Here is a 20,488-nt window from a genome sequence, read left to right as displayed (position 1 = left end):
GCAGTGGAGCAGCTGTTCTGGAGTTGAACGTTGATTTTGGATGACATCTGTGTCAATATAACGAAACAAACAAATGATCGCATTATTTTTCCTTAATCTGGAAAGGGGTACATTACTATCATGGCCAATTCACTGTTCCGCCTGATGACCGAGCTATCCTCACGCAAATGGGTATCCCGGCTAACAGGCAGCTTTGCTAAATCACGGGCCAGCCGCGCGCTAATTCCGAAATTTATTCAGGCTTACCGCATTCCGGCAGAAGAAGCAGAGAAAAGCGTTACCGATTATCCTTCATTAAATGAATTTTTCACCCGCAGGCTCCGTCCGGGTTCACGCCCGATCGATCCGGACCCGATGTCGCTGACCAGCCCGGTCGATGCGCTGATCACGGCAATGGGCCCGCTGCAGGATGGGCTGATTCCACAGGTCAAAGGCCAGGATTATACACTGGAAGAACTGCTGAATCACTCTCCGCGGATGGAGACCTACCGGGATGGATATATGTTCGTGCTGTATTTGAGCCCAACCGATTATCACCGGATTCATGCACCGGTCACCGGCAAGCAGACCGAACGGGATCATATCCCCGGCAAAGTCTATCCGGTTAACGATAAAAGCATGCTGAATATGCGCTCTGTCCTGAGCCGCAATGAACGCCAGATTACGTATATGAAGCATCATTATGGCGAAGTCGCAGTCGTCAAGGTCGGTGCGCTCAATGTCAGCAGCATCCGTTATCCCGACGAAACGATCACTTCCTGGAACAAGGGCGACGAACTGGCTTATTTTGAGTTTGGTTCGACGATTGTGCTGCTGATCCAGCAGGGTACATTTACCCCGGATGAGATGCTGCATATCGGCAGCCGTGTCAAAATGGGCGAAAAACTCGGCACGTTGCTGGACATGGAATCGACCCGTCCGTACCGCCGCCTGACCGAACACGCCTGAGCAGCGCCGGACTTCGTCCTAACCGCTAATATACAGTATAAAGCAGCAGCCCCGTCCGAATTCATCATTCGACGGGGCTGCTGCTTGTTTTGCCGGTTTCCTATATATAAATAACAATTGCTTAAGTATAGGTTAAATTAGAACCAGGCTTCTGCTGCCTGCTGTGCTGCGGACTGCAATCGGCGCAGACGGTTCCGGAAGACTTTGCTGGTGATCTTGGATGAACTGTAATTACGCCCCCGTCTTCTCAAACGCATTCTGAAGGCCCCCTCTCTATGGCATGGCATTAAACGACTGCATGCTATAACCGCTTACAGAAGTTTTACTTCATGCTTACAATATGCATGAGCAGTATTTACCCCGCGTGTTTTGCATTGAAACAAACAACGGATCGGGGCGTTTACCGTATGCTTCCCTTTATTGTAAGGCAGTCAGCCACCATAGAGCAACTTTGCAGCAAAGAGGGTCTATCCAGCCCCTCTAGCGAATCTCGGACGGACTTTTGCCGGTATACTGCTTGAACTGCCGGCTGAAAAAGAAGATATCCCGGTAGCCCAGCGCATCCGCCACTTCGGTCACATTCATGCCCGTATAGACGAGCAGATGCTCTGCACGTTCGATCCGCATCCGAATGATATACGATTGCACAGATACGCCCATCAATTCCTTGAACTTGATCGAGAAGTAGCGGGGCGACAATCCGGCCCGTGAAGCCAGGTCCTCGACCCGGTGCGCCAGGCTCGGATGCTGACGAATATAATTGGCGACTTCCTGAATGGTCTCGTGCAGCTGATTGCTCACTTTGCGCGGAGCAGGCTTGTGCTGTTCGTCACGCAGCAGATGGATCATCAGCTGCTTCAGAATGAGACGTGCTTCCTCCTCGGCGGCAAATGCCCGTTCCAGCAGCAGACGCACATAACGAACGAGCATGTATTCAAAATCAATCGTCTCCTCCAGCACCCGGTAGCGGGCAGGCACACGACTGACCGGCTCATTCACATCAAAATGGATATAGGTCAGAACCAGCGGCTTTTGCGGATTATGGGTAGCGGTCGTCTCATCTCCCGGACGGAACAAAAAGCAGCTTCCCTTGCTAATCGCATAAGGTTCTCCGTTAAGGATCAGTTCCCCTTCTCCACTCCACACATAGAACAGGTCGTAGTTGGGCATGGGCTTCTCCCGCTTGGGCCAGCGCCACTCCGGTTCACAGAAAATTTTGGCAAAGGCGGGCTTCAGTATAAATGAAGCAGGTGATAATTCAAGCATATTGTTCCTCCTTCTCCAATTCCTCTATCTAAATTTCCTATCGGATATCCACTATACCGCTGTAACGAATCAAACGGCTATGCGCTTATATTGCGCAAAAAGTCGGGATTCGTCAATGGTAGGTTACCTAATTAATGAAATTTTGTGGATTCATACCTGCTCCAGGCCATCCGCAGACGACGAATCCCCTCACGGATCTGCTCTTCCGCTAGATGGGCAAAAATAAAGCACCCCGACGGCGGTCCATCCGTGAGTCGGTAATCAGCAGCATCCCGCCAGCTGACTCCGCAGGCATCAGCAAGCCGTCGGAACGCCTCATACGAATGCTGATCATGCTGCCAGACGCCGTATACATGCAGCCCGGAACCGGCAGACATCCACTGGAACAATCCCGGCAGCTGCTGCTCCATCTGTTCCCGGAAAATGGCATGGCGTCCTCTGTATAGACGGGTCATCCGGCGCAGATGGCGCATATAATCGCCCCGCATAATAAAACGGGCCAGCGCACGCTGCTCCAGCCTCGAGGAAGGCAGCGGATCGTACAGCCGCTTGGCGGCCACTAGCGCTTCCGCAAGTCCCGGCGGCGTGATCGCATAGCCAAGCCGCAGACTGGAGAACATGCTTTTGGAAAAGGAACCTACGTAGATAACACTCTCTCCCGTATCCAGCGCCTTGAGCGGCTCGATCGGCCGGCCTTCCCAGCGAAACTCGCTGTCATAATCATCCTCGATAATCCATGCTTTTCGGCGATCGGCCCACTGCAGCAGCTGCTGGCGTCTTGGCAGCGGCAGCACCGCTCCGGTCGGAAACTGGCGGCCCGGCGTTACAATCAGCAGTCGGGATTCCCACTCCTGCGGGATAATGCCCTGCCGATCAAGCGGCGCCGGGCAGACCTGTCCGCCGCAGGCAGCGATCGCCCGGTAGAGTCCGGTAAAACACGGATCTTCCAGAATGACCGGATCACCTTCATTCACGAGCAGCTGACAGAGCAGTACGATCACTTCCATCGAGCCGCTGCACAGTACGACCTGCTCTGGCCGGGCCGCAATGCCGCGTGTCCTGCCCAGATGGCTGCAGATCGCCTCCCGCAGCATCCGGTCACCACCGGCTTCCCCGGCTTCATCATGACCGCTGCCCTGCTGCAAATCCCTGGTTGCAAAGGCCATAGCACTGCGCCAGTCGATCAGGGAACTGCCTTCCAGCAAAATCTCCTGCGCCTGAAAATCAATTCTCTCTTTGAACGGAACATCAGCTGGCGGATACGACTTCACAGGCTGGCGGCGATCCAGCTCCAGCAGCCGTTCTCCCCAGCGGGACAGAGCGCGGGCCGGGCCGCCTGAATCAGCCGCCGCCGACCCTCCACCGGGCTCTATCTGCTGTTCATTTCGTTCTGCTGTCTGGTCCTGCAGGATTGGCAGCGTGGTGAGCTGCCGGGCTACATAAGTGCCTCTGCCTACAGCCGATTCGGTATACCCCTCGGCCAGCAGCAGATCATATGCTTCCGCCACACTCCCCCGGGAGACGCCATAGCTCGCTGCCAGTTCACGTGTCGACGGCAGCCGGGTACCCGGCTGCAGCGAACCGTTCAGAATGGATTCGCGCAATGCATAATACAGAGCGATGTATTTGTGACTGTGCTGCTGCAGAGCACGTTGATACGCGATGGTGATATCCATGTCCAGCTGTACCTCTCTTTCACACCTGTAAGCTGTATATTCTGCAAAACCGGACTTCGACAAAACAGATTCTGCCTATCTCCGATCTTACTTCAATTTATTAACGCACTAAAATTGGACCGTATCATTATACCTGAATTGGACCTTTTCACCTGACACTTTTCAGCATAAGCTGATTACCATAAATCGTCAATCCAGATAGAGACAAAGGAGAGAATATACAGATGAGAAGAAAAGAATTTACGGTAGAGGAAGAACAAGAGCTGGAGCAGTTTCTCGGAGAGGTGAGCTTCGGCTTTCTCGGTCTCGTCAGCGAGGATGGCTGGCCGCGGGTCATTCCGCTGAATTTTGCCTATCATGAAGGGGTATTTTATATGCATGGCAGCCGGGCGGGAGAGAAAATGAAGCTGCTGAAGCAGGACAACCGGGTTACCTTCTCGGCAGCCCATGAATATGCGCTGATTCCTTCATACTTTACCGATGAGGAGATGGCCTGTCCGGCGACTGCCTTTTTCAAAAGTGTGACGGTACGCGGACATGCCGAGATCGTCACCGAGCTGGAAGAAAAGGCCGTCGCACTCAGCGCCTTTATGCAGAAGCTGCAGCCGGAGGGCGGATATGATCCGATTACGCCAGATGATCCGCGGTATGTCCCCCGGCTCAAGGGAGTCGCACTGATCAAGATTATCCCGGACGAATGGACTGCCAAGTTCAAGTTCGGCCAGAATGTCCGGGGCCAGGAACGCGAACAAATCATCAGCGGCCTGCAGCAGCGAGACTCTACCAATGATCTGGCAACCCTGGAAATGATGGAAAAGTACTGTCCATATCATCCATCTTCCGGCGAATAATTAGGAACATGCCCATAGTCTGACCCCAGTCTAAACACTGGAACAAACACTTTGAGAAATGATGAGCCGCAGCTGCCCCAAATACGCTTTAAATTCACCTGCTTTTCACATCTGTGCCTTCAAAATCCTCCGGTCGCACAGTGACACCGTAATGTGAACAATGATATACTATGAGGCAGCGAAATCAGACGGAACACGCAGCAGATTCGCCTGGTTGATATCTTCTAAACAGACCCGGAAGGATGAACAAGATGAACCCACTGGCAGGACAATTGAATGATAATCTGAAAGCGGACAGTCCCTATATTTATGACATGCTGTCCAAGCTCGGCAAAGAGATCTATTTCCCCAAAGAAGGCATATTGAGCCAATCGGCAGAAGCTTCGAGCCAGGCCAAAAAATATAATGCCACGATCGGTATTGCTACCGAGAATGGCGGACCGATGCATCTAAAGGTCATTCAGGATTCCCTATCCGCTTTTCAACCGAAAGATCTGTATCCGTACGCTCCGCCGGCAGGCAAGCCCGAACTGCGCAGCGCATGGCGCGAGAAAATGATCAAGGATAATCCATCTCTTGCAAGTACAACTTTTGGCAATCCGATTGTTACCAATGCGCTGACCCACGGTCTGAGCATTGTGGCCGACCTGTTCGCCGACGAAGGCGATGCAGTTATCTATCCGGACAAAAACTGGGAGAATTACGAGTTGACCTTCGGCATCCGCCGCGGCGCACAGATCGTGAACTTCCCGCTGTTCACGGAAGATATGCGGTTCAACAGCGATGGTCTGCGCGATGCACTACTGGAACAGAAAGGTCGCGGTAAAGCAATTGTCGTGCTGAACTTCCCGAACAACCCGACCGGCTACACGCCAAGTGTCGAGGATGGTCACCAGATCGTGGCTGCGATCAACGAAGCGGCATTGGCCGGTATCAATGTGGTCGTGGTTACGGATGATGCCTACTTTGGACTGTTCTTCGAAGATTCGATGCAGGAATCCCTGTTCGGCGAGCTGAACAATCTGCATCCGCGTATTCTGCCGATCAAGATCGATGGTGCGACCAAGGAAGAATATGTATGGGGTTTCCGCGTCGGATTTATTACGTATGGCGCCCAGTCTACGACAGCACTGACCGCTTTGGAGCAGAAAACGCTCGGTATTATCCGCGCAACCATTTCCAGCGGTGCGCATCCGTCCCAGACGTTTGTCCTGAACGCGCTGCGTTCCCCGGAATTCGAAGTGCAAAAAGCCGAGAAATTCCAGGTAATGAAAGGCCGCGCCAACAAGGTTAAAGATCTGCTCGACAGCGGCAAATACGGCGATGTATGGGAATACTATCCGTTCAACTCCGGTTACTTTATGTGCCTAAAACTCAAAAATGTATCCGCCGAAGCGGTACGCCAGCGTCTGCTCACCCAGTACGAGATTGGCACCATCGCACTGGGCGAGCATGATCTGCGGATTGCTTTCTCCTGTATTGAAGAGCAGTACCTGGAAGATCTGTATGATCTGATTTACCAGGCTGTGCTGGATGTGCAGCAAAGTTGATTTTTATATTTCCTCCAGTAAAGTTTCCATTATAAATAGCAGCAGACCCTGATCATTTACGGGGGTCTGCTTTTTTGTGCTTATTTCATATCCTCCTGTCTCCTGCACTATTTATACTATTCCAAGGCTGGAAAATTCCATTCCCAAACGAAATAAATTATAGTAATATAGATCTATATGCCTATTTTTGTAAAGAAAACAGAGAAATATAGGCGATATAGACCATATCATTAGAACCAACGTTTAAATTGATAACTCATTGGGGGAACTTGGGGAATGTTAACAAAGACAATTCGGCCGTGGGCCATGCTGCTGCTCAGCACAGCTATCCTTTTGCCGGTTTCAGGACTGACAGCGACGACTCCTGTCCACGCACAGTCGGTCACAGCGACAGATATTCAAAACCACTGGGCCAAGAGTGTACTCACAGAATGGCAGAACAAAGGCTATATTAGCGGCTTTCAAGACGGCAGCCTGCAGCCGGATCAGAGCGTAACCCGTTCGCAGCTGGCTGCCCTGATCAATAAAGCATTCGGCTTCACCTCCGCTGCACCGATTCATTACCGGGATGTACAACCATCCGACTGGTACTATAACGATGTTGCCATCGCCAAAGCGCAGGGTTATATGGAAGGATACAAGGACTCTACTTTCCATCCGGATCAGCAGGTCACCCGCCAGGAGCTGGCGGTAATTCTCACTTCCATCAAAAAATTAAAATCATCCGCTTCCGCCAGCCGTATGAAAGATACGGCTAACAGCCCTGCCTGGAGCAAGGGCTCGATCGGTGCCGTTATCGATAACGGACTGATGAATGGCGACGAAAAAGGATTCCGTCCCCGGGATACCACGACACGGGCAGAGGCAGTCACTGTGCTAAATCGCTCGCTTCAATCCACCGGTTCCAACAACACAGTATACAATACGGCCGGCGTTTACGGCCCGGCATCCGGACAGCAGCAGGTATCCGGCAATGTACAGCTTCATGCTGCCGGCAGTACTCTGCGCAACATGGTCATCGAAGGTGATCTGCTGCTCGGTCAGGGGATCGGCGAAGGCGATGTGCTGCTGGATCATGTAACGATCAAAGGAACCACTACCGTTAATGGCGGCGGCAGTCACAGCATTCATATCAAGGATTCCAATCTGTCCAGCATGATCATCAACAAAAAAGACGGCGATGTTCGTATCGTAACTTCCGGTTCAACCGTCATTCAGCAGACCGTTCTTCAATCCGGCTCCATTCTGGAAGAAAAAGCTGCTTCTGCCGGAAATGGATTCACCAATGTGATCATGTCCTCCATGATGCCGACAGGTGCCCGGGTAACGATGAACGGACGATTCGATGCGGTAGATATCTCCGCTTCTTCACTGAATGTGCAGCTGGTCACCGGTTCGATCGATAATCTGGCCATAGCTGCCGGTACAACCGGCAATCGTGTGGATACGACCAGTAAATCCTCCATTCAATCAGCTACGCTGAATGCCCCGGCTACTATCGGTGGCAGTGGTACAGTCGAGAAAGTTTATATTCGCGCCGATGGGGTGACTATTACTCCTCGAGTGATGCAGACGAATGTAGATAACGGAATTACCGCACGGGTAGGCGGCAATACGGTCGGTCTTCCTCTGACCCCAACCAATACCAAGAAAAAAGATTCCAAGCATGATGAGCCGGCTGTTCCGGTCAATGATCCAGCACCGACTCCGATTGCAGATAATGATCCACAGAAGACGCAATATCTGGAAGTACAAAACGGACAAATCACCCTCCCGCTGTCGGCAGGCGAGACACTGTTCCTCAGCGATATGGATATAACGGCTGCAATAGATGGTAGACCTGTGACACTGGAAAATGTCAGTTATGATAGCATGACGCGTACTTTGCATTTTAAACCGCTGAAGCTGACCCATTATTATGGAAAAGTACTGAAGCTCACCGTAGCGCCAGCTGCCGACTCCTCCCGCCTTGCATATACATTCCAGGGCAGTGTACTAATCAGTGGAGTTCTCGGTATCATCACGGATACGAGAGACTATCCGGTAGACGAGATGAAAATTCTGTTCCGCAGAGGAATCCGTACAACAACCGGTCCGGTGGAGGCAACCGTCGTCACTGGAATGGCTGGAGATTATATGATACAACTTCCTCCGGGCATCTATACGGGAGAACTGAAAAAGGAAGGGTTCGTTACTACTTATATGACAGCCACTTCATTGGCAGACGAGTTGAATGACGCGAATGCTATTGCTATTAGACAGGGCGATGATGATCAGGTTCGTATTGTGCTCACCTGGGATGAGCTGCCCGAAGACGAAGATGCTCATCTGCTCGGCCCGACTCCGGATGGATTCAGTTTCCATACGTTTCCTTCGAACGACACATTTATCTATGACAATGAACTCTATGCCGAACTGGAATATGATGCTATAGCAGGTTATGGTCCGGAAGCGATGACTATCCGCAAACGGACAGCTGGCACCTATACGTTTTATATCGAAAACTACAGCCAGTTACACGACGGAGGTACTGCAACTCTCCGGAATTCTTCTGCCCGGGTCGAAGTCTATGATGGTGCTTCCGCGACTCCGGTCAAGACCTATCAGATTCCGGCAGGCGCAGGCAATGAACGCTACTGGCATGTATTCGATATGGACATCACCGCCGGTCAGCTCAGCTTCACCGATCGTAATCTGCTGACGAATACGGCTCCTCTCTCGGCCTATCCGTCTCCACATGATGCCAATGCAGATGCGGATCAGACAGAATTGTACAGGGAAGCAGATCGTATGCCAGACGATATTGTGCTGCCATACTCTACCGCTCCGATGCAGGAGCTAGCTTTAGCGGACGGCCCGCCCGCTGATGGTATAACCAGAACGGTATCTTCCGTCGAGCTGCTGACTTCTATCGATCAGGATACAGATACCGGTTCTTCGGTAACAGATAATGTATATCTGGCAGCTTCCGAGACGAATAAAGGTCTGCAGCTGCTCCAGTACAACGGCAGTGCCTCTACAGCCCAGTATGAAGTCATCGTCCTACTGAAAAAGGGTGATCTCAGTCTCGAGGAGACCGTGTATGTAGATGTCCCTAATCTGGACACCTGGCTGAACGAAGCGGCTCACCAGGCAGAGACAGTGATCCAGCAGCATTCTACAGATCAGGATGTGACCGGATTGCAGACAGCGCTGGATCGTAAAAATAATCTGACTTCAGCCGCTGCCGTTCAGGACAAGATTTCCGTTTTGCAGGAATTGAACACTGCCCTACAGCAAATAAAATAAGTACTTGCATTCAAAAAACCAGCACCGGGTATAATCCAGTGCTGGTTTTTTGGTTGAGGATATGGAGTAATTTCATTTTACATATCCCAGTCTTATGCCAGATACGCTTCTTTAACCTGATCGTTTTTGAGCAGTTCCACCGACTGATCCTGCAAAATAATCTCTCCGGTCTGGATCATATAGCCGCGGTGGGCAGTCTGCAGCGCCTGATAGGCATTTTGCTCGACCAACAGAATCGTCATGCCCGAGGCATTCAGCTCCTGGATAATCTCGAAGATCTGATCCACGATAACCTGGGCAAGCCCCATCGACGGCTCATCCAGCAGCGAACTTGATTAACAATCTGACGATATAGAGATCGTACTCTGATCCTGTAGAGAACTAAGAAATACGCATAGAACCACCAAAAAACTCCGGCAGGTGATCCCTGATCCAGAGTTTTTTGGTGAATACATGTGGATTGTTTATATTCTGCTGCCAAACGTCCGATTCCTCAGCTCGTTGCAGTAAAGGTCTTTTTCAGCGCATCATCTACCGATACATATTCATAGCCCAGGTCCCGGGCGACTGCCGCGTAAGTCATGGCACCGGCAGCCGTATTAACGCCCAGCTTGAGTGCCGGATTGGTCATCAGTGCTTCACGCAGTCCGCGATTGGCGATCTGCGATACATAAGGCATGGTCGCATTGGTCAGCGCCATCGTCGATGTTCTTGGTACGGCACCCGGCATATTGGCGACAGCATAATGCAGTACGCCATGCTTTTCATAAGTCGGTTCGTTATGCGTAGTGATCCGGTCTACCGTCTCCACGATACCCCCCTGATCGACAGCAACATCGACAATAACTGAATACGCTTCCATTTTTTTAACCATCTCTTCGGTAACGAGCTTGGGCGCCTTGGCTCCCGGAATCAGCACTGCACCGATTACCAGATCTGAACTGGCTACGGCTTCAGCAATATTATACGGGTTGGACATCAGCGTCTGAATGGAATGACCAAAAATATCCTCCAGCTGACGCAGACGATCTGCACTCAGGTCGATCATTGTGACATCCGCCCCCATGCCTACAGCCACTTTGGCTGCATTGGTACCCACGACCCCGCCACCAATAATGGTCACTTTTCCTTTTTTGACACCCGGTACACCGCTGAGCAGTATCCCTTTGCCGCCATGCGGACGCTCCAAGAACTGAGCACCGATCTGTACCGCCATCCGGCCAGCCACTTCACTCATTGGAGTAAGCAGCGGCAGGGTACGATTCACCTCTACCGTCTCATAGGCGATCCCGATTACTTTTTTCTCGATTAATGCGGCGGCCAGTTCGGGCGCGGCGGCCAGATGCAGATAGGTGAACAGAATAAGTCCTTCACTGAAATAGCCATACTCCGACGGCAGCGGTTCTTTGACCTTGAGAATCATCTCGGCGGTCGACCAGACTTCGGCTGCCTGCGAAATCACTGTTGCGCCTGCCTGTTCATAAGCTGCATCTGTAAATCCGCTGCCTTGGCCTGCACTGCTCTCCACGTACACCTGATGCCCTGCCATCGCCAGCGTCGTTACACCTGCCGGCGTAATCGCTACACGGTTTTCATTGTTTTTGATCTCTTTCGGGATACCAATCTTCATCGGGTTGCCTCCTTCAGATAACGTGCCTGTTCGTACCCTCATTATAGGATAGATAAAATGGCATGTAATCGTCTAGTTCCCCAAATTTTAACAATCTCAATTGTGTAAAAATACAAAAAAACTAGATATACGTCATAATTACTGACATATAATTGAGCCAAATGTCGGTTAAGCTCATCTGTGATGAATGATTGATGCAGTATTAACTTCCTTCATCAAACCAGAGCAGCTTGAGTTCCAGATACAGGGTGACTTTCTCTGCCATGCTGTCCAGATTCACCTGTCCTACCTCGGCAATCCGCCGCAGCCGGTAATTGAGCGTATTCGTATGCACATGCAGCTGGGCGGCTGCCTGCTTGGCATCACTGTCATGATCGAGGAATACCGCCAGCGTCTGCAGCAGATTGCTATTGTGTTCCTGATCATAGGCAGCCAGCCGGTCGATCGGCCCCCAGCTTACCGGGAACTGCTCGGCTTCGCGATGCATCGCATTCAGATACCGATAGAATCCCGTATCCGGGTAATAGTGAAGGACACGGGTCTCCGGCAGATGCTGATGCAGAGTGATCAGTTCCCGTGCCTGCCGGTAGCTGCGCTGAATATGCAGCACGGAGCTGAATCCTTCGCCGGCGGCATAATAGAGCCCCTCGACCGGCAGCAGCTGACGCAGCCGTGTAACGATCAGACCGATCCGTGCAGACAGTTCGGCAGAGCGATCGGATCGGAATGGACCCTTCATCCCGCAGAGCAGAACCAGCCGATTCGGCTCCGGCAGCTGCAGATGGATTTTGACCGCATATTCGGCAGAAACCTGAACGGCTCTGTCATACCAGCCGCTGGTATCCTGCTGTCCCCCCTGCTCCATCACAAGTATATATCCTGCCTCAGGAAGTTCAACGCCTGCCTCTCTCGCCTGTTCTGCCGCCTCCTGCTCGGACGGGAAGCGTCCGTTCAGCAGCCGGCGGAACAGTTCGATCTTTTGCTGGCGCTGCTGCTGCTGGATCATTTTGGAGGCGGCAATCCGGGCGCCCCGCTTGAACTGCTGCAGCTGCTCTGCCGTGTAGGAGCCGTCATTTTCCAGCAGCCAGATATAGCCGATCACCTCATCATAATGACGCACCGAGATCGCCATCCGGCTGCGCAGCCCTACCTCGCTGAGTTCCCTGATATGCTGCGGTTCCGCACTGTCCAGCAGCCGCTGCATCGCTCCCGACTCATACAGAGCACGCTGTACATGCTCCGGTACCTTGCGTCCCACAATGGTGGCAATCCGGGCCGGGTCCGTATTCGGATCATGCGTACTGTAGGCGAGCAGCCGATGACCCTCATCCTCAATCGTCACCGGACTGCCCATCACCTCACTGATCGTCTCGGCCAGCGTCTGCAGACTATCGATCTGGCTGTCAATTATATGCTCCAATGTCATACACCGCCTGTCTCTTCGGTTTGGGCCGCTGCGGCTCACTGGTTGCCCGGCGTCCGGCAGCGGATAGAAAAGACCGGATTGGACAGCATCCAATCCGGCATATTATGATGTTACATTCATTTTACTCTATCCACCCTTATGTCTACAGTTCATCCTCCGCTGCCAGATCGCGCAGCCACTTACGATTCAGGGAGCTGCGATACAGCCATACCATGACCAGACCGGCAGCCAATGTCCAGACGATCCGCACCGGATCACCGGCGGTTGCCAGCGGAATCCAGAGCAGGATAGCGATCAGCAGCTGCACCTGGGTAATCAGACCGACCGTCTCCAATCGCTGGGACGTCGGCGGCAGTGGATAAATGGACAGCCACAGGGTGTCCGTATGCTGCTTGCGCAGAGTGGTCATCTGCATACCTGCCAGCAGAATAAACAGCAGATAGACAGCGACACCAAACCATGATTCGCGGGTAAGCAGTACCAGCAGCATCCCGAACAGTACAAACCGGATCAGGGTAGGCAGCAGTTCACTGCGCACCAGCGTCTTGGAAACGAGAAAGCGGAACGCCCGCTCCTGCTTCCAGGGTACCCGGTTACCGACAAAGGACAACCAGCGGCGGCGATTGATCTTGCGCTCACCGGTCGGCACATCCACAAACCAGCCCAGCATTCGCATAACAGCGGTAGCATGATTTTTCTCGGCAGCAATCAGGCGTTCCCACGGAACCTGAGCTTTGCCCGGCAGTCGCAGCAGACCATAATACACGGCGGCTCCCATCAGCAGCACGATCATGCCTGTCCACAGCGGCAGCCACAGATAAGCGGCCAGCAGAGCGATTACTGCTACATAGCGCAGCAGCCGGTAGATGACCCGGAGAGCATCGCCATTGATCCGCAGCTCCTGCCAGCTGCCGTAATTGCTGATTATCTTGAGCAGCAGCAATAGTGCCAGCGTGAGCAGCAGCGGCTTGGGATCAGCGGCGGCCCGGATATAGAATGGCCAGGCAATCAGCGTAATCAGCAGCAGCCAGATGTACTTGCCAATTACTGCACCGCGCCAACCCGGAGCAAAGTACTCGCGCATTCTGGTCTCCATCGGCAGCATGAATACGACGTCCGCAGGACGCATATAGGTGCGCACTGTACCGTACACGGTCAGCGGTGTCAGCAGAATCAGCATGATCCAGTATACAGGCAGACCCGGCGACAGCTTTTGCAGAAAGGTCGTATACCAGGCGGCAAAGGCAATGAGCAGAAACAGGGTTACAACAGCCAGACCGCTCTGTATGACATACTGCGTATACGGAAGTATCCTGGACCAGAAGTCGGCCCTCCGCTGCTGACGCAGCCGCAGCAGATCATTCATCACTAACCGTCCATTTGGAGTCCTGGACCAGATCGTAGAAAATCTGCTCCAGCGGTACTCCCTGCTGACCCGTCTGCTCACGGATCTGTTCCAGTGTGCCCTGCACGATGACGCGGCCTTTGTGCAGCACGATAAACCGGTCACAGTAATTTTCGATCGTCGACAGGATATGCGAGCTCAGCAGGATGGAAGAACCGTTTTGCTTGGTCTCCACCATAAAGTCGAGCAGCGACCGGATACCAAGCGGGTCCAGACCGAGGAACGGCTCATCGATTACATACAGCGGCGGCGCCGCGACAAAAGCGCACATAATCATAACTTTCTGCTTCATGCCCTTGGACAGATGCATCGACAGACTGTCTTCCTTGTCTCCCATATTGAACAGCTGGATCAGCCGCCGGGAGCGCTGCTCATAATCTTCCGGACTCACATTATACGCGCGGGCGGTAAATTCCAGATGCTCGCGTACCGTCATCTCTTCATACAACTGCGGGGATTCCGGCACAAAGGCCAGCGAAGCCCGGTACTGCTGCGTATCTGCGGACAATGTAGAACCCTGGATACGCACTTCTCCACCCTGCGGCGTCATCAGACCGAGGATATGCTTCATTGTTGTACTCTTGCCTGCACCATTCAGGCCGATCAATCCGATCATCTCACCACGGCCAACCTCAAAACTGATATCGTGCAGGACAGGCTTGCCATGACTGTAACCACCGGTCAGGCGGTTAACGTTAAGTACAGATACCTGTTCCATAGTTAAGACCTCACTTTTCGTCCTGGGAAGCTTCACGTTTGGCTTTCAGCCATTTTGGCGCTCCCTTGCTTTTTTGATCGGCTTTTCTGACTTTGGTTCTGCCATCCTTTTTGGATGCGGGGCCTGTACGTCCGGCTGCAGGTTTGCCTGCGGAAGATGGTTTTCCTTTATCCTCAGCTGGCGTGACGCTTGCAGGCTGACTGGATGTCTGATCCAGTGTTCCGCTGGCAGACGCTGCTTTTGCCGGACGGGAAGGCGAGCTGGATGGCTTGCGCGCCGGACGTTTGACTACTTCATCGCTGCGCAGAACCTGACCTGCTTCCAGCACCTGTTCTTCCAGGTTAATGTTCAGCGTCTCGGCGAACTTGCGCATAATAAAACGTTCGCGATCGGTAACGATGGAAGCAGAGACACCTTTTTTGCCCATACGGCCGGTACGTCCGCTGCGATGCACATAGAATTCCGCATCAAAGGCCGGGTCCAGACTGACAACCAGATTCAGGTCTTCAATATCCAGGCCGCGTGCCGCCACATCGGTCGCTACCAGCACCTGCACCTTGCCGGAGCGGAACTGGGACAATACCGTGCTGCGGGTAACTTTATCGGCATCACCGTAGATGGCGCGTGCCTTGAAGCCCATATAGTCAAGCTTGGACTCAATTTCGGCGATCTGTTCCGTCGTATTGACGAAGACGATAGAGCGCGGAGCCTTGTAATGACGAAGCACACGGCGCAGCGTATCCATTTTGTCCCGCTCTTCGGTTACGAAATAGACATGCTCAATCGCAGAGGCCGTATGACGCTCCGGCTCGATGCCGACGGTGGCCGGATCTTTCATATCCCGGTGGGCTACGCTGCGGATCTCTTCATTGACCGTAGCGGACAGGAAGACGAGCTGACGATCGCGGCGCGCACTCTTGATGATACGCTGCACATCGGCACCGCCGCCCAGACCCAGCACCTGATCAACTTCATCGACGACGATCACGTTCACTTCGTGCATTTTCAGCTTGCGCATATTGATCAGTTCGTTGATCCGTCCCGGTGTACCGACCGCAATATGCGGATGGCGCTTCAGTTTCTCGACCTGGCGCTTGATTGCTGCGCCGCCGATCAGTCCGAGCGTCGTAATGCCGAGGTCCTCGCCGTACCGTTCGCTTTCGCGAACGATCTGCATCGCCAGCTCCTGTGTAGGTGCCAGAATCAACGCCTGCATCTGCTTGTGCTGCGGATCGATCTTCTGCAGAATCGGCAGCAGATAGGCCAGCGTCTTGCCGCTGCCGGTCTGGGACTGGGCGATAACATCCCGGCCTTCCAGCATGAGCGGAATGGTCTCCTCCTGTACCGGCGAAGGAACCGTAATACCATAACGGGCGAGTGCATCATAAAGGGGTTCTTTAATGCCCAACCCGAGAAAATTCAATTTTGATTCCATAGGTTTCATCCTTTATCGTTCAAGTTAAAGTGTATGCAAATCAACGGACACAGCCATGATCCTTACAGAGCACAATACTTTACCATTATATCAGCATTTTGCATAAATCCGAACTCTAATATGCATTTCAACCGACTCTGTCATTTACGGTCAAAAAACCGGTAGGTGAGCCGATCGGCCAGACGCGGACAGAGCGAATACAGCCGCAGCCCAAAAGCGGCGATGCCCGGCAAATCCGACTCTTCCCGCTTTTTGCGCATGACACGGACAATCTCCCGGCATACCCGTTCGGCCGGCAGCATAAATCCGCTCACATTGCGCACATATTCCCCGGAAGGATCTGCCCTTTCAAAAAAGGCCGTGCTGATCGGTCCCGGATTAATAGAAGATACGGTAATGTCGGTGCCGCGCAGCTCCTGACGCAGCGAGTTGGTGAAGCCCAGCACAGCGTGCTTGGTCGCGGTATAGGCGGTGGATTTGGCGGTGGCAAACTTGCCGGCCAGTGAAGCCACATTGACGATCTGTCCGCTGCCTGCTGCCAGCATATGCGGCAGTACGGCTTTCGTACAGCGAACGATACCGAGATAATTCACATCCATCATCTCGCTGTATTCCTCCAGCTCCATCTCCTGGATCGTTTTGAACTGCCCGTAGCCGGCGTTGTTGAGCAGAATATCGATCCGGCCGTATTTCTCCATGACCCGCTGGACGACCTGATCAATCTCCTCTGCATTCTGCACATCCATCCGCATAATCTCATGCGGCCCATTGAGCCGCTGCGACAGCTCTGACAATTTGTCCACAGAGCGTGCGGTGAGAATCGGGATTGCACCTTGTTCCAGCAGCAACGGAGCCACTCCTGCGCCCAATCCGCTGGATGCGCCTGTTATTAATATCACTTTATTTTCCAGATTCATACCGTTCCCTCCAGTCTCTTCTATTTTAAGAGATTCACCGCCAGATATCCAGCAGACAGCATTTTACTGATTATGATCGTATGGATATACACTTCCCCACTCAGGTTCAGCCTCAATCGAACATACCCATTAGAGGAAAATTACACCTGATTATCCAGTAAGTTTATGCTATATTGAATTCAATAGCTTAGCGTCTGTATAAAGGGGGATATTATGATACATTGCCATGTTTGTGGTGCACCGCAGCAGGGAGATGCGGTCTTCTGCAGCCGCTGCGGTACCCGGCTCGCTGCAGAGACAAAGCCGGATACGGCCGATATGCAAGCTGCCGCTCTACGAGATCCACTGGAACAACTGCAGCAGGACATTCGTCCGGATGATCGTCTAACAGAAGCACCTACTGCTGTTGGAATTTCGTCTGCTGCACCGAATGAGGCCAGTCTGCTTCCGCCTCCTCGTCATGGCCGCCATCCGATGATGTGGATCACGCCCGTGCTCCTGCTCTTACTGACTACAGCTGCTCTGCTGTGGACATACCATCACGAAGAACAACAGAATCGGCTGGCGATCGAATTGCAACAGCAGGCTAAAAAGCTGGCGCTGCAAAGCAAATATACCGAAGCCGCCAGCCTCATGACCGAGGCGAATCAACTGCGGCCCGAGGAACCGGCCTTTGTCACCGATCTGAATCTGATCCAAAAAGCCGACCGATTCCATACCAAGCTGACCACCGTATCGGACCGGCTGAAGAACAATGAGCTGGATGCGGCCGATCATTCCCTCACTATTCTGGAAAAGGAACTATCCGCACGTACCGAGCCGCTGTTCCAGCCGGAGAAAAAGCTCGCCAGTCGGAACCGCAACCAGTTATCCATTCTGACCATTAAAAAAGAGCTGGATAACCTGAATGACGTCGAATCGCTCGCCTACAAGCTGGACGAAGTGGACCGGCTGGACAGCAAGGATGCCAAAGAAGTTCATAATCTAATCATCAATAAAATCGTGCTGCTCACACTTAAAAAAGCCGAAGACCTGATCCAGGCCAGCAGCTTTAGCGAAGCGGCCGAAGTAGTGAAGACGGCGATCCAGTATACTGGCAGCCAGGACAAGCTCAAGGATATGCAGACCCGGATTCAATCGGAACAACGGGCCTTTGAACAGGCCGAGCTGGAACGCATCCGTGCCGCCGAGCAGATGGCCGAAGCCGAAGACCTCAAGAACCGCACCGAAGGTGTACAGGTCAGCCAGGTGACCTCCAGCGTTACCGAGTACGGAGACCTGGAGACAACCGGCATGGTGGCAAATACAGCGACCCGGCCGATCTATGGCATTACGATTCACTATTCCCTGTATGATGCCAGTGGCAGCTACCTGTCCTCTTCTTCCACTTCAACTGATCCGTATTATCTGGACCCGGGAGAGACGGCTTCCTTCAGCGCTTATGACTATGGCTACGGCTGGTATGATCAGGTGCAGGTACAGGTGGACCAGGTGACCTGGTATCTGGATGAAGGAGGCTCCTATGAATAAAGGATGGATCATTAGCATCGCATCAAGCGTACTCATTGTAGCGACTGGTGCAGGCGCATACGCCTATATCACCCAAAAAGTACCTGCACAGCTGGAAGCCCGGCCGCTGCTGGCTGCCACTGCACCGGCAGCAGCTTCCAAGCCCGATTCGCTCAAGTCGATTATTCACGAAACCCAGAAAAAAGTAGTCATGATCCAGCTGGAAGACGGCCGTCTCGGCTCAGGCTTTCTGTACAATACATCCGGCGATATTATCACCAATGCCCACGTTGTCGCTGGAGCCAAGAACGTCCAGGTCAAAACGGCGGATGCCCGAACGCTCGATGGCAAAGTGATCGGCATAGGCACCGATACCGATATTGCCGTCGTGCGTGTACCGGAGCTTGCGGATACCGAACCGCTCAAGCTCGCCAAAAATTCCACGGCGGATGTAGGCGACAATGTGCTGGCTCTGGGCAGTCCGCTCGGTCTGCAAAATACGGTGACTACCGGCATTATCAGCGGTGTGGGACGCGACCTGACACTTGAACCGTATATATACCGGAACCTGTATCAGATATCCGCTCCCGTTGCACCCGGCAACAGCGGCGGTCCGCTGGTCAATGCTTCCACCGGGGAAGTGATCGGAATCAATTCCGCCGCTGCTACCGAATCCAATTCGATCGGCTTCAGCATTCCGGTATCCGAGATCCAGGATACGGTAACGGAGTGGTCGGCCCATCCTGTACAGAATCTGCCGCAGACCTCTTCCACCGGGACAGAAGCCGAAGAAGAGCAGCTGTCACTTACCGAGGAAGCGCAGTATCTGGTGAGCTACTTTTATGACAGTGTCAGCGCTCAGGATTATGTGACGGCCTATTCGCTGCTGGGCAGCCGCTGGCAGGGCAAGCTCGCCTACGCCAAATTCCGTGAAGGCTATCTGAATACCGGTACTGTGACCGTCGACCGGATTACCGCCGAACAGAATGGCGATCAAGCTACAGTCTCCATCCGTATCACCGCCGAAGAGCGCAAGGATACAGATACGGTCTACACCTCCTATCAACTCCAATACACAGCGGGCTATGAGAATAATGTGCTGAAGATTCTGAGCGGCAAAGGCGAGAAAGTCAAATAGCCCTTCGATGATTCGCGAAGAGCCATATTGATATTTGAGATTATTGGGGTCTTGTATCCATAATAACTACTATCATCTTATTCTCTCATACAGCATTTCCCCATAAAAAAACGATGTCCTCGTGACATCGTTTTTGCTTTGCCGTTTAGCGGATCAGGATACCATAACCTGGATATCGAGTTTACCGATCCCTTCCATAATCAATGGAATGGTCAATGCTTTGGCAGAGGTAAAGGTAATTGCACTTGTTTTCATCACTTTTGGAGGTGTAATATCTACGGTTACGCCCTGATTGGACAAAATGGTGCTTGCATTACCACTGATCATATTGCCGAGTTCGGAAATGGCACTTTGACCCATCTCGTCCATCTCTGTTAATACAAATCCGCCCATCATTGCCGAGACCATCCGCAAAGCTACACTCTCATGAATACCAAAAATAATATCGCCGCTCATTTGTCCGGTCATGCCGATCTGGATCCAGATATGATTGTCTGCCATCTCAATATCCTTGATGCCCAAACTTCCGGTAGAAGGGGCCACCTGAACCACCTGTTCGATAACCAACCTTGCTGCTTCCAAAAATGGATTAATAACTTCCGCCTTCATACTTTAATACTCCCCTCTACTTATGGGTTACTATTTTAACCGAAACTTATGACCTATGAATTGTAATCCAATTATAACTTATAACCTAGGACAATTCATCCAGAAATATCGAAATATTTCAA

General features: G+C 52.5%; 15 protein-coding genes and 1 pseudogene. 6 read left to right on the top strand and 10 right to left on the bottom strand.

Features of this window, described 5'->3' with window-relative positions; all coding sequences use genetic code 11:
- The first annotated feature begins 120 nt into the window (after positions 1-120).
- The gene (gene asd / locus M1D61_RS04900) at positions 121-948 is read left to right on the top strand and encodes an archaetidylserine decarboxylase (protein WP_458121388.1); all 828 of its coding nucleotides are present in this window, start codon (positions 121-123) and stop codon (positions 946-948) included.
- A gap of 480 nt (positions 949-1,428) precedes the next feature.
- Here asd and M1D61_RS04895 read toward each other — a convergent pair whose 3' ends face one another.
- Positions 1,429-2,214, bottom strand: a complete 786-nt coding sequence (locus tag M1D61_RS04895) for a helix-turn-helix domain-containing protein (protein ID WP_458121387.1) — start codon at positions 2,212-2,214, stop codon at positions 1,429-1,431.
- A gap of 131 nt (positions 2,215-2,345) precedes the next feature.
- A complete protein-coding gene (gene pdxR, locus M1D61_RS04890; protein ID WP_458121386.1) occupies positions 2,346-3,890 on the bottom strand; it encodes a MocR-like pyridoxine biosynthesis transcription factor PdxR in 1,545 nt (514 codons plus the stop codon).
- 224 nt (positions 3,891-4,114) lie between these two features.
- Here pdxR and M1D61_RS04885 point away from each other — a divergent pair, with 224 nt between their 5' ends.
- The 3 genes from M1D61_RS04885 (at position 4,115) to M1D61_RS04875 (ending at position 9,579) form a co-directional block, all read left to right on the top strand.
- On the top strand, positions 4,115-4,741 hold the full coding sequence (locus tag M1D61_RS04885) for a pyridoxamine 5'-phosphate oxidase family protein (RefSeq protein WP_458121385.1): 627 nt from the start codon (positions 4,115-4,117) through the stop codon (positions 4,739-4,741).
- A 251-nt stretch (positions 4,742-4,992) separates the two neighbouring features.
- Positions 4,993-6,291 carry an aminotransferase class I/II-fold pyridoxal phosphate-dependent enzyme gene (locus M1D61_RS04880; RefSeq protein ID WP_458121384.1) on the top strand — a complete coding sequence of 433 codons (1,299 nt, stop codon included), beginning with the start codon at positions 4,993-4,995 and terminating at the stop codon, positions 6,289-6,291.
- 276 nt (positions 6,292-6,567) lie between these two features.
- Positions 6,568-9,579 (top strand): S-layer homology domain-containing protein, encoded by a 3,012-nt coding sequence (locus M1D61_RS04875; RefSeq protein ID WP_458121383.1) that lies wholly within the window; start codon positions 6,568-6,570, stop codon positions 9,577-9,579.
- 92 nt (positions 9,580-9,671) lie between these two features.
- Here the strand turns inward: M1D61_RS04875 and M1D61_RS04870 are convergent.
- From M1D61_RS04870 to M1D61_RS04840, 7 genes and pseudogenes are all read right to left on the bottom strand, one after another.
- A pseudogene (locus M1D61_RS04870) lies at positions 9,672-9,905 on the bottom strand (ABC transporter ATP-binding protein); the annotation flags it as partial.
- A gap of 167 nt (positions 9,906-10,072) precedes the next feature.
- On the bottom strand, positions 10,073-11,209 hold the full coding sequence (ald, locus tag M1D61_RS04865) for an alanine dehydrogenase (RefSeq protein WP_458121382.1): 1,137 nt from the start codon (positions 11,207-11,209) through the stop codon (positions 10,073-10,075).
- Between the two features lie 202 nt (positions 11,210-11,411).
- A complete protein-coding gene (locus tag M1D61_RS04860; protein ID WP_458121381.1) occupies positions 11,412-12,629 on the bottom strand; it encodes a PucR family transcriptional regulator in 1,218 nt (405 codons plus the stop codon).
- Between the two features lie 148 nt (positions 12,630-12,777).
- Positions 12,778-14,001, bottom strand: coding sequence for an ABC transporter permease (locus M1D61_RS04855; protein WP_458121380.1), 1,224 nt, complete (start codon positions 13,999-14,001; stop codon positions 12,778-12,780).
- Positions 13,994-14,758 (bottom strand): ABC transporter ATP-binding protein, encoded by a 765-nt coding sequence (locus M1D61_RS04850; protein WP_458121379.1) that lies wholly within the window; start codon positions 14,756-14,758, stop codon positions 13,994-13,996. Before M1D61_RS04850 ends, M1D61_RS04855 begins: the two co-directional genes overlap by 8 nt.
- Positions 14,759-14,768: 10 nt before the next feature.
- Positions 14,769-16,193, bottom strand: a complete 1,425-nt coding sequence (locus M1D61_RS04845) for a DEAD/DEAH box helicase (protein WP_458121378.1) — start codon at positions 16,191-16,193, stop codon at positions 14,769-14,771.
- A gap of 140 nt (positions 16,194-16,333) precedes the next feature.
- Positions 16,334-17,110: an SDR family NAD(P)-dependent oxidoreductase gene (locus tag M1D61_RS04840; RefSeq protein WP_458121377.1), complete on the bottom strand. Its 777-nt coding sequence runs from the start codon at positions 17,108-17,110 to the stop codon at positions 16,334-16,336.
- A 213-nt stretch (positions 17,111-17,323) separates the two neighbouring features.
- Between M1D61_RS04840 and M1D61_RS04835 the strand changes: the two genes are divergently transcribed.
- On the top strand, positions 17,324-18,640 hold the full coding sequence (locus M1D61_RS04835; RefSeq protein ID WP_458121376.1) for an FxLYD domain-containing protein: 1,317 nt from the start codon (positions 17,324-17,326) through the stop codon (positions 18,638-18,640).
- A complete protein-coding gene (locus M1D61_RS04830) occupies positions 18,633-19,757 on the top strand; it encodes a S1C family serine protease (protein WP_458121375.1) in 1,125 nt (374 codons plus the stop codon). The genes M1D61_RS04835 and M1D61_RS04830 overlap by 8 nt, the downstream gene beginning before the upstream one ends.
- Positions 19,758-19,910: 153 nt before the next feature.
- On the opposite strand, the gene M1D61_RS04825 is transcribed toward M1D61_RS04830, so the two are convergent.
- Positions 19,911-20,366 carry a chemotaxis protein CheX gene (locus M1D61_RS04825; RefSeq protein ID WP_458121374.1) on the bottom strand — a complete coding sequence of 152 codons (456 nt, stop codon included), beginning with the start codon at positions 20,364-20,366 and terminating at the stop codon, positions 19,911-19,913.
- Between the last annotated feature and the right edge of the window lie 122 nt (positions 20,367-20,488).

It is taken from the genome of Paenibacillus sp. Z6-24 (assembly GCF_054161335.1).
This window is presented reverse-complemented; position numbering and strand designations above follow the sequence as displayed.

Bases quoted from the DNA above. Each gene is read 5' to 3' on its own strand.
- M1D61_RS04845 (WP_458121378.1), bottom strand. From the start codon at position 16,193: ATGGAATCAAAATTGAATTTTCTCGGGTTGGGCATTAAAGAACCCCTT.
- M1D61_RS04885 (WP_458121385.1), top strand. From the start codon at position 4,115: ATGAGAAGAAAAGAATTTACGGTAGAGGAAGAACAAGAGCTGGAGCAG.
- M1D61_RS04850 (WP_458121379.1), bottom strand. From the start codon at position 14,758: ATGGAACAGGTATCTGTACTTAACGTTAACCGCCTGACCGGTGGTTAC.
- M1D61_RS04880 (WP_458121384.1), top strand. From the start codon at position 4,993: ATGAACCCACTGGCAGGACAATTGAATGATAATCTGAAAGCGGACAGT.
- M1D61_RS04855 (WP_458121380.1), bottom strand. From the start codon at position 14,001: ATGAATGATCTGCTGCGGCTGCGTCAGCAGCGGAGGGCCGACTTCTGG.
- ald (WP_458121382.1), bottom strand. From the start codon at position 11,209: ATGAAGATTGGTATCCCGAAAGAGATCAAAAACAATGAAAACCGTGTA.
- M1D61_RS04895 (WP_458121387.1), bottom strand. From the start codon at position 2,214: ATGCTTGAATTATCACCTGCTTCATTTATACTGAAGCCCGCCTTTGCC.
- asd (WP_458121388.1), top strand. From the start codon at position 121: ATGGCCAATTCACTGTTCCGCCTGATGACCGAGCTATCCTCACGCAAA.
- M1D61_RS04875 (WP_458121383.1), top strand. From the start codon at position 6,568: ATGTTAACAAAGACAATTCGGCCGTGGGCCATGCTGCTGCTCAGCACA.
- M1D61_RS04835 (WP_458121376.1), top strand. From the start codon at position 17,324: ATGATACATTGCCATGTTTGTGGTGCACCGCAGCAGGGAGATGCGGTC.
- M1D61_RS04825 (WP_458121374.1), bottom strand. From the start codon at position 20,366: ATGAAGGCGGAAGTTATTAATCCATTTTTGGAAGCAGCAAGGTTGGTT.
- M1D61_RS04840 (WP_458121377.1), bottom strand. From the start codon at position 17,110: ATGAATCTGGAAAATAAAGTGATATTAATAACAGGCGCATCCAGCGGA.
- M1D61_RS04830 (WP_458121375.1), top strand. From the start codon at position 18,633: ATGAATAAAGGATGGATCATTAGCATCGCATCAAGCGTACTCATTGTA.
- pdxR (WP_458121386.1), bottom strand. From the start codon at position 3,890: ATGGATATCACCATCGCGTATCAACGTGCTCTGCAGCAGCACAGTCAC.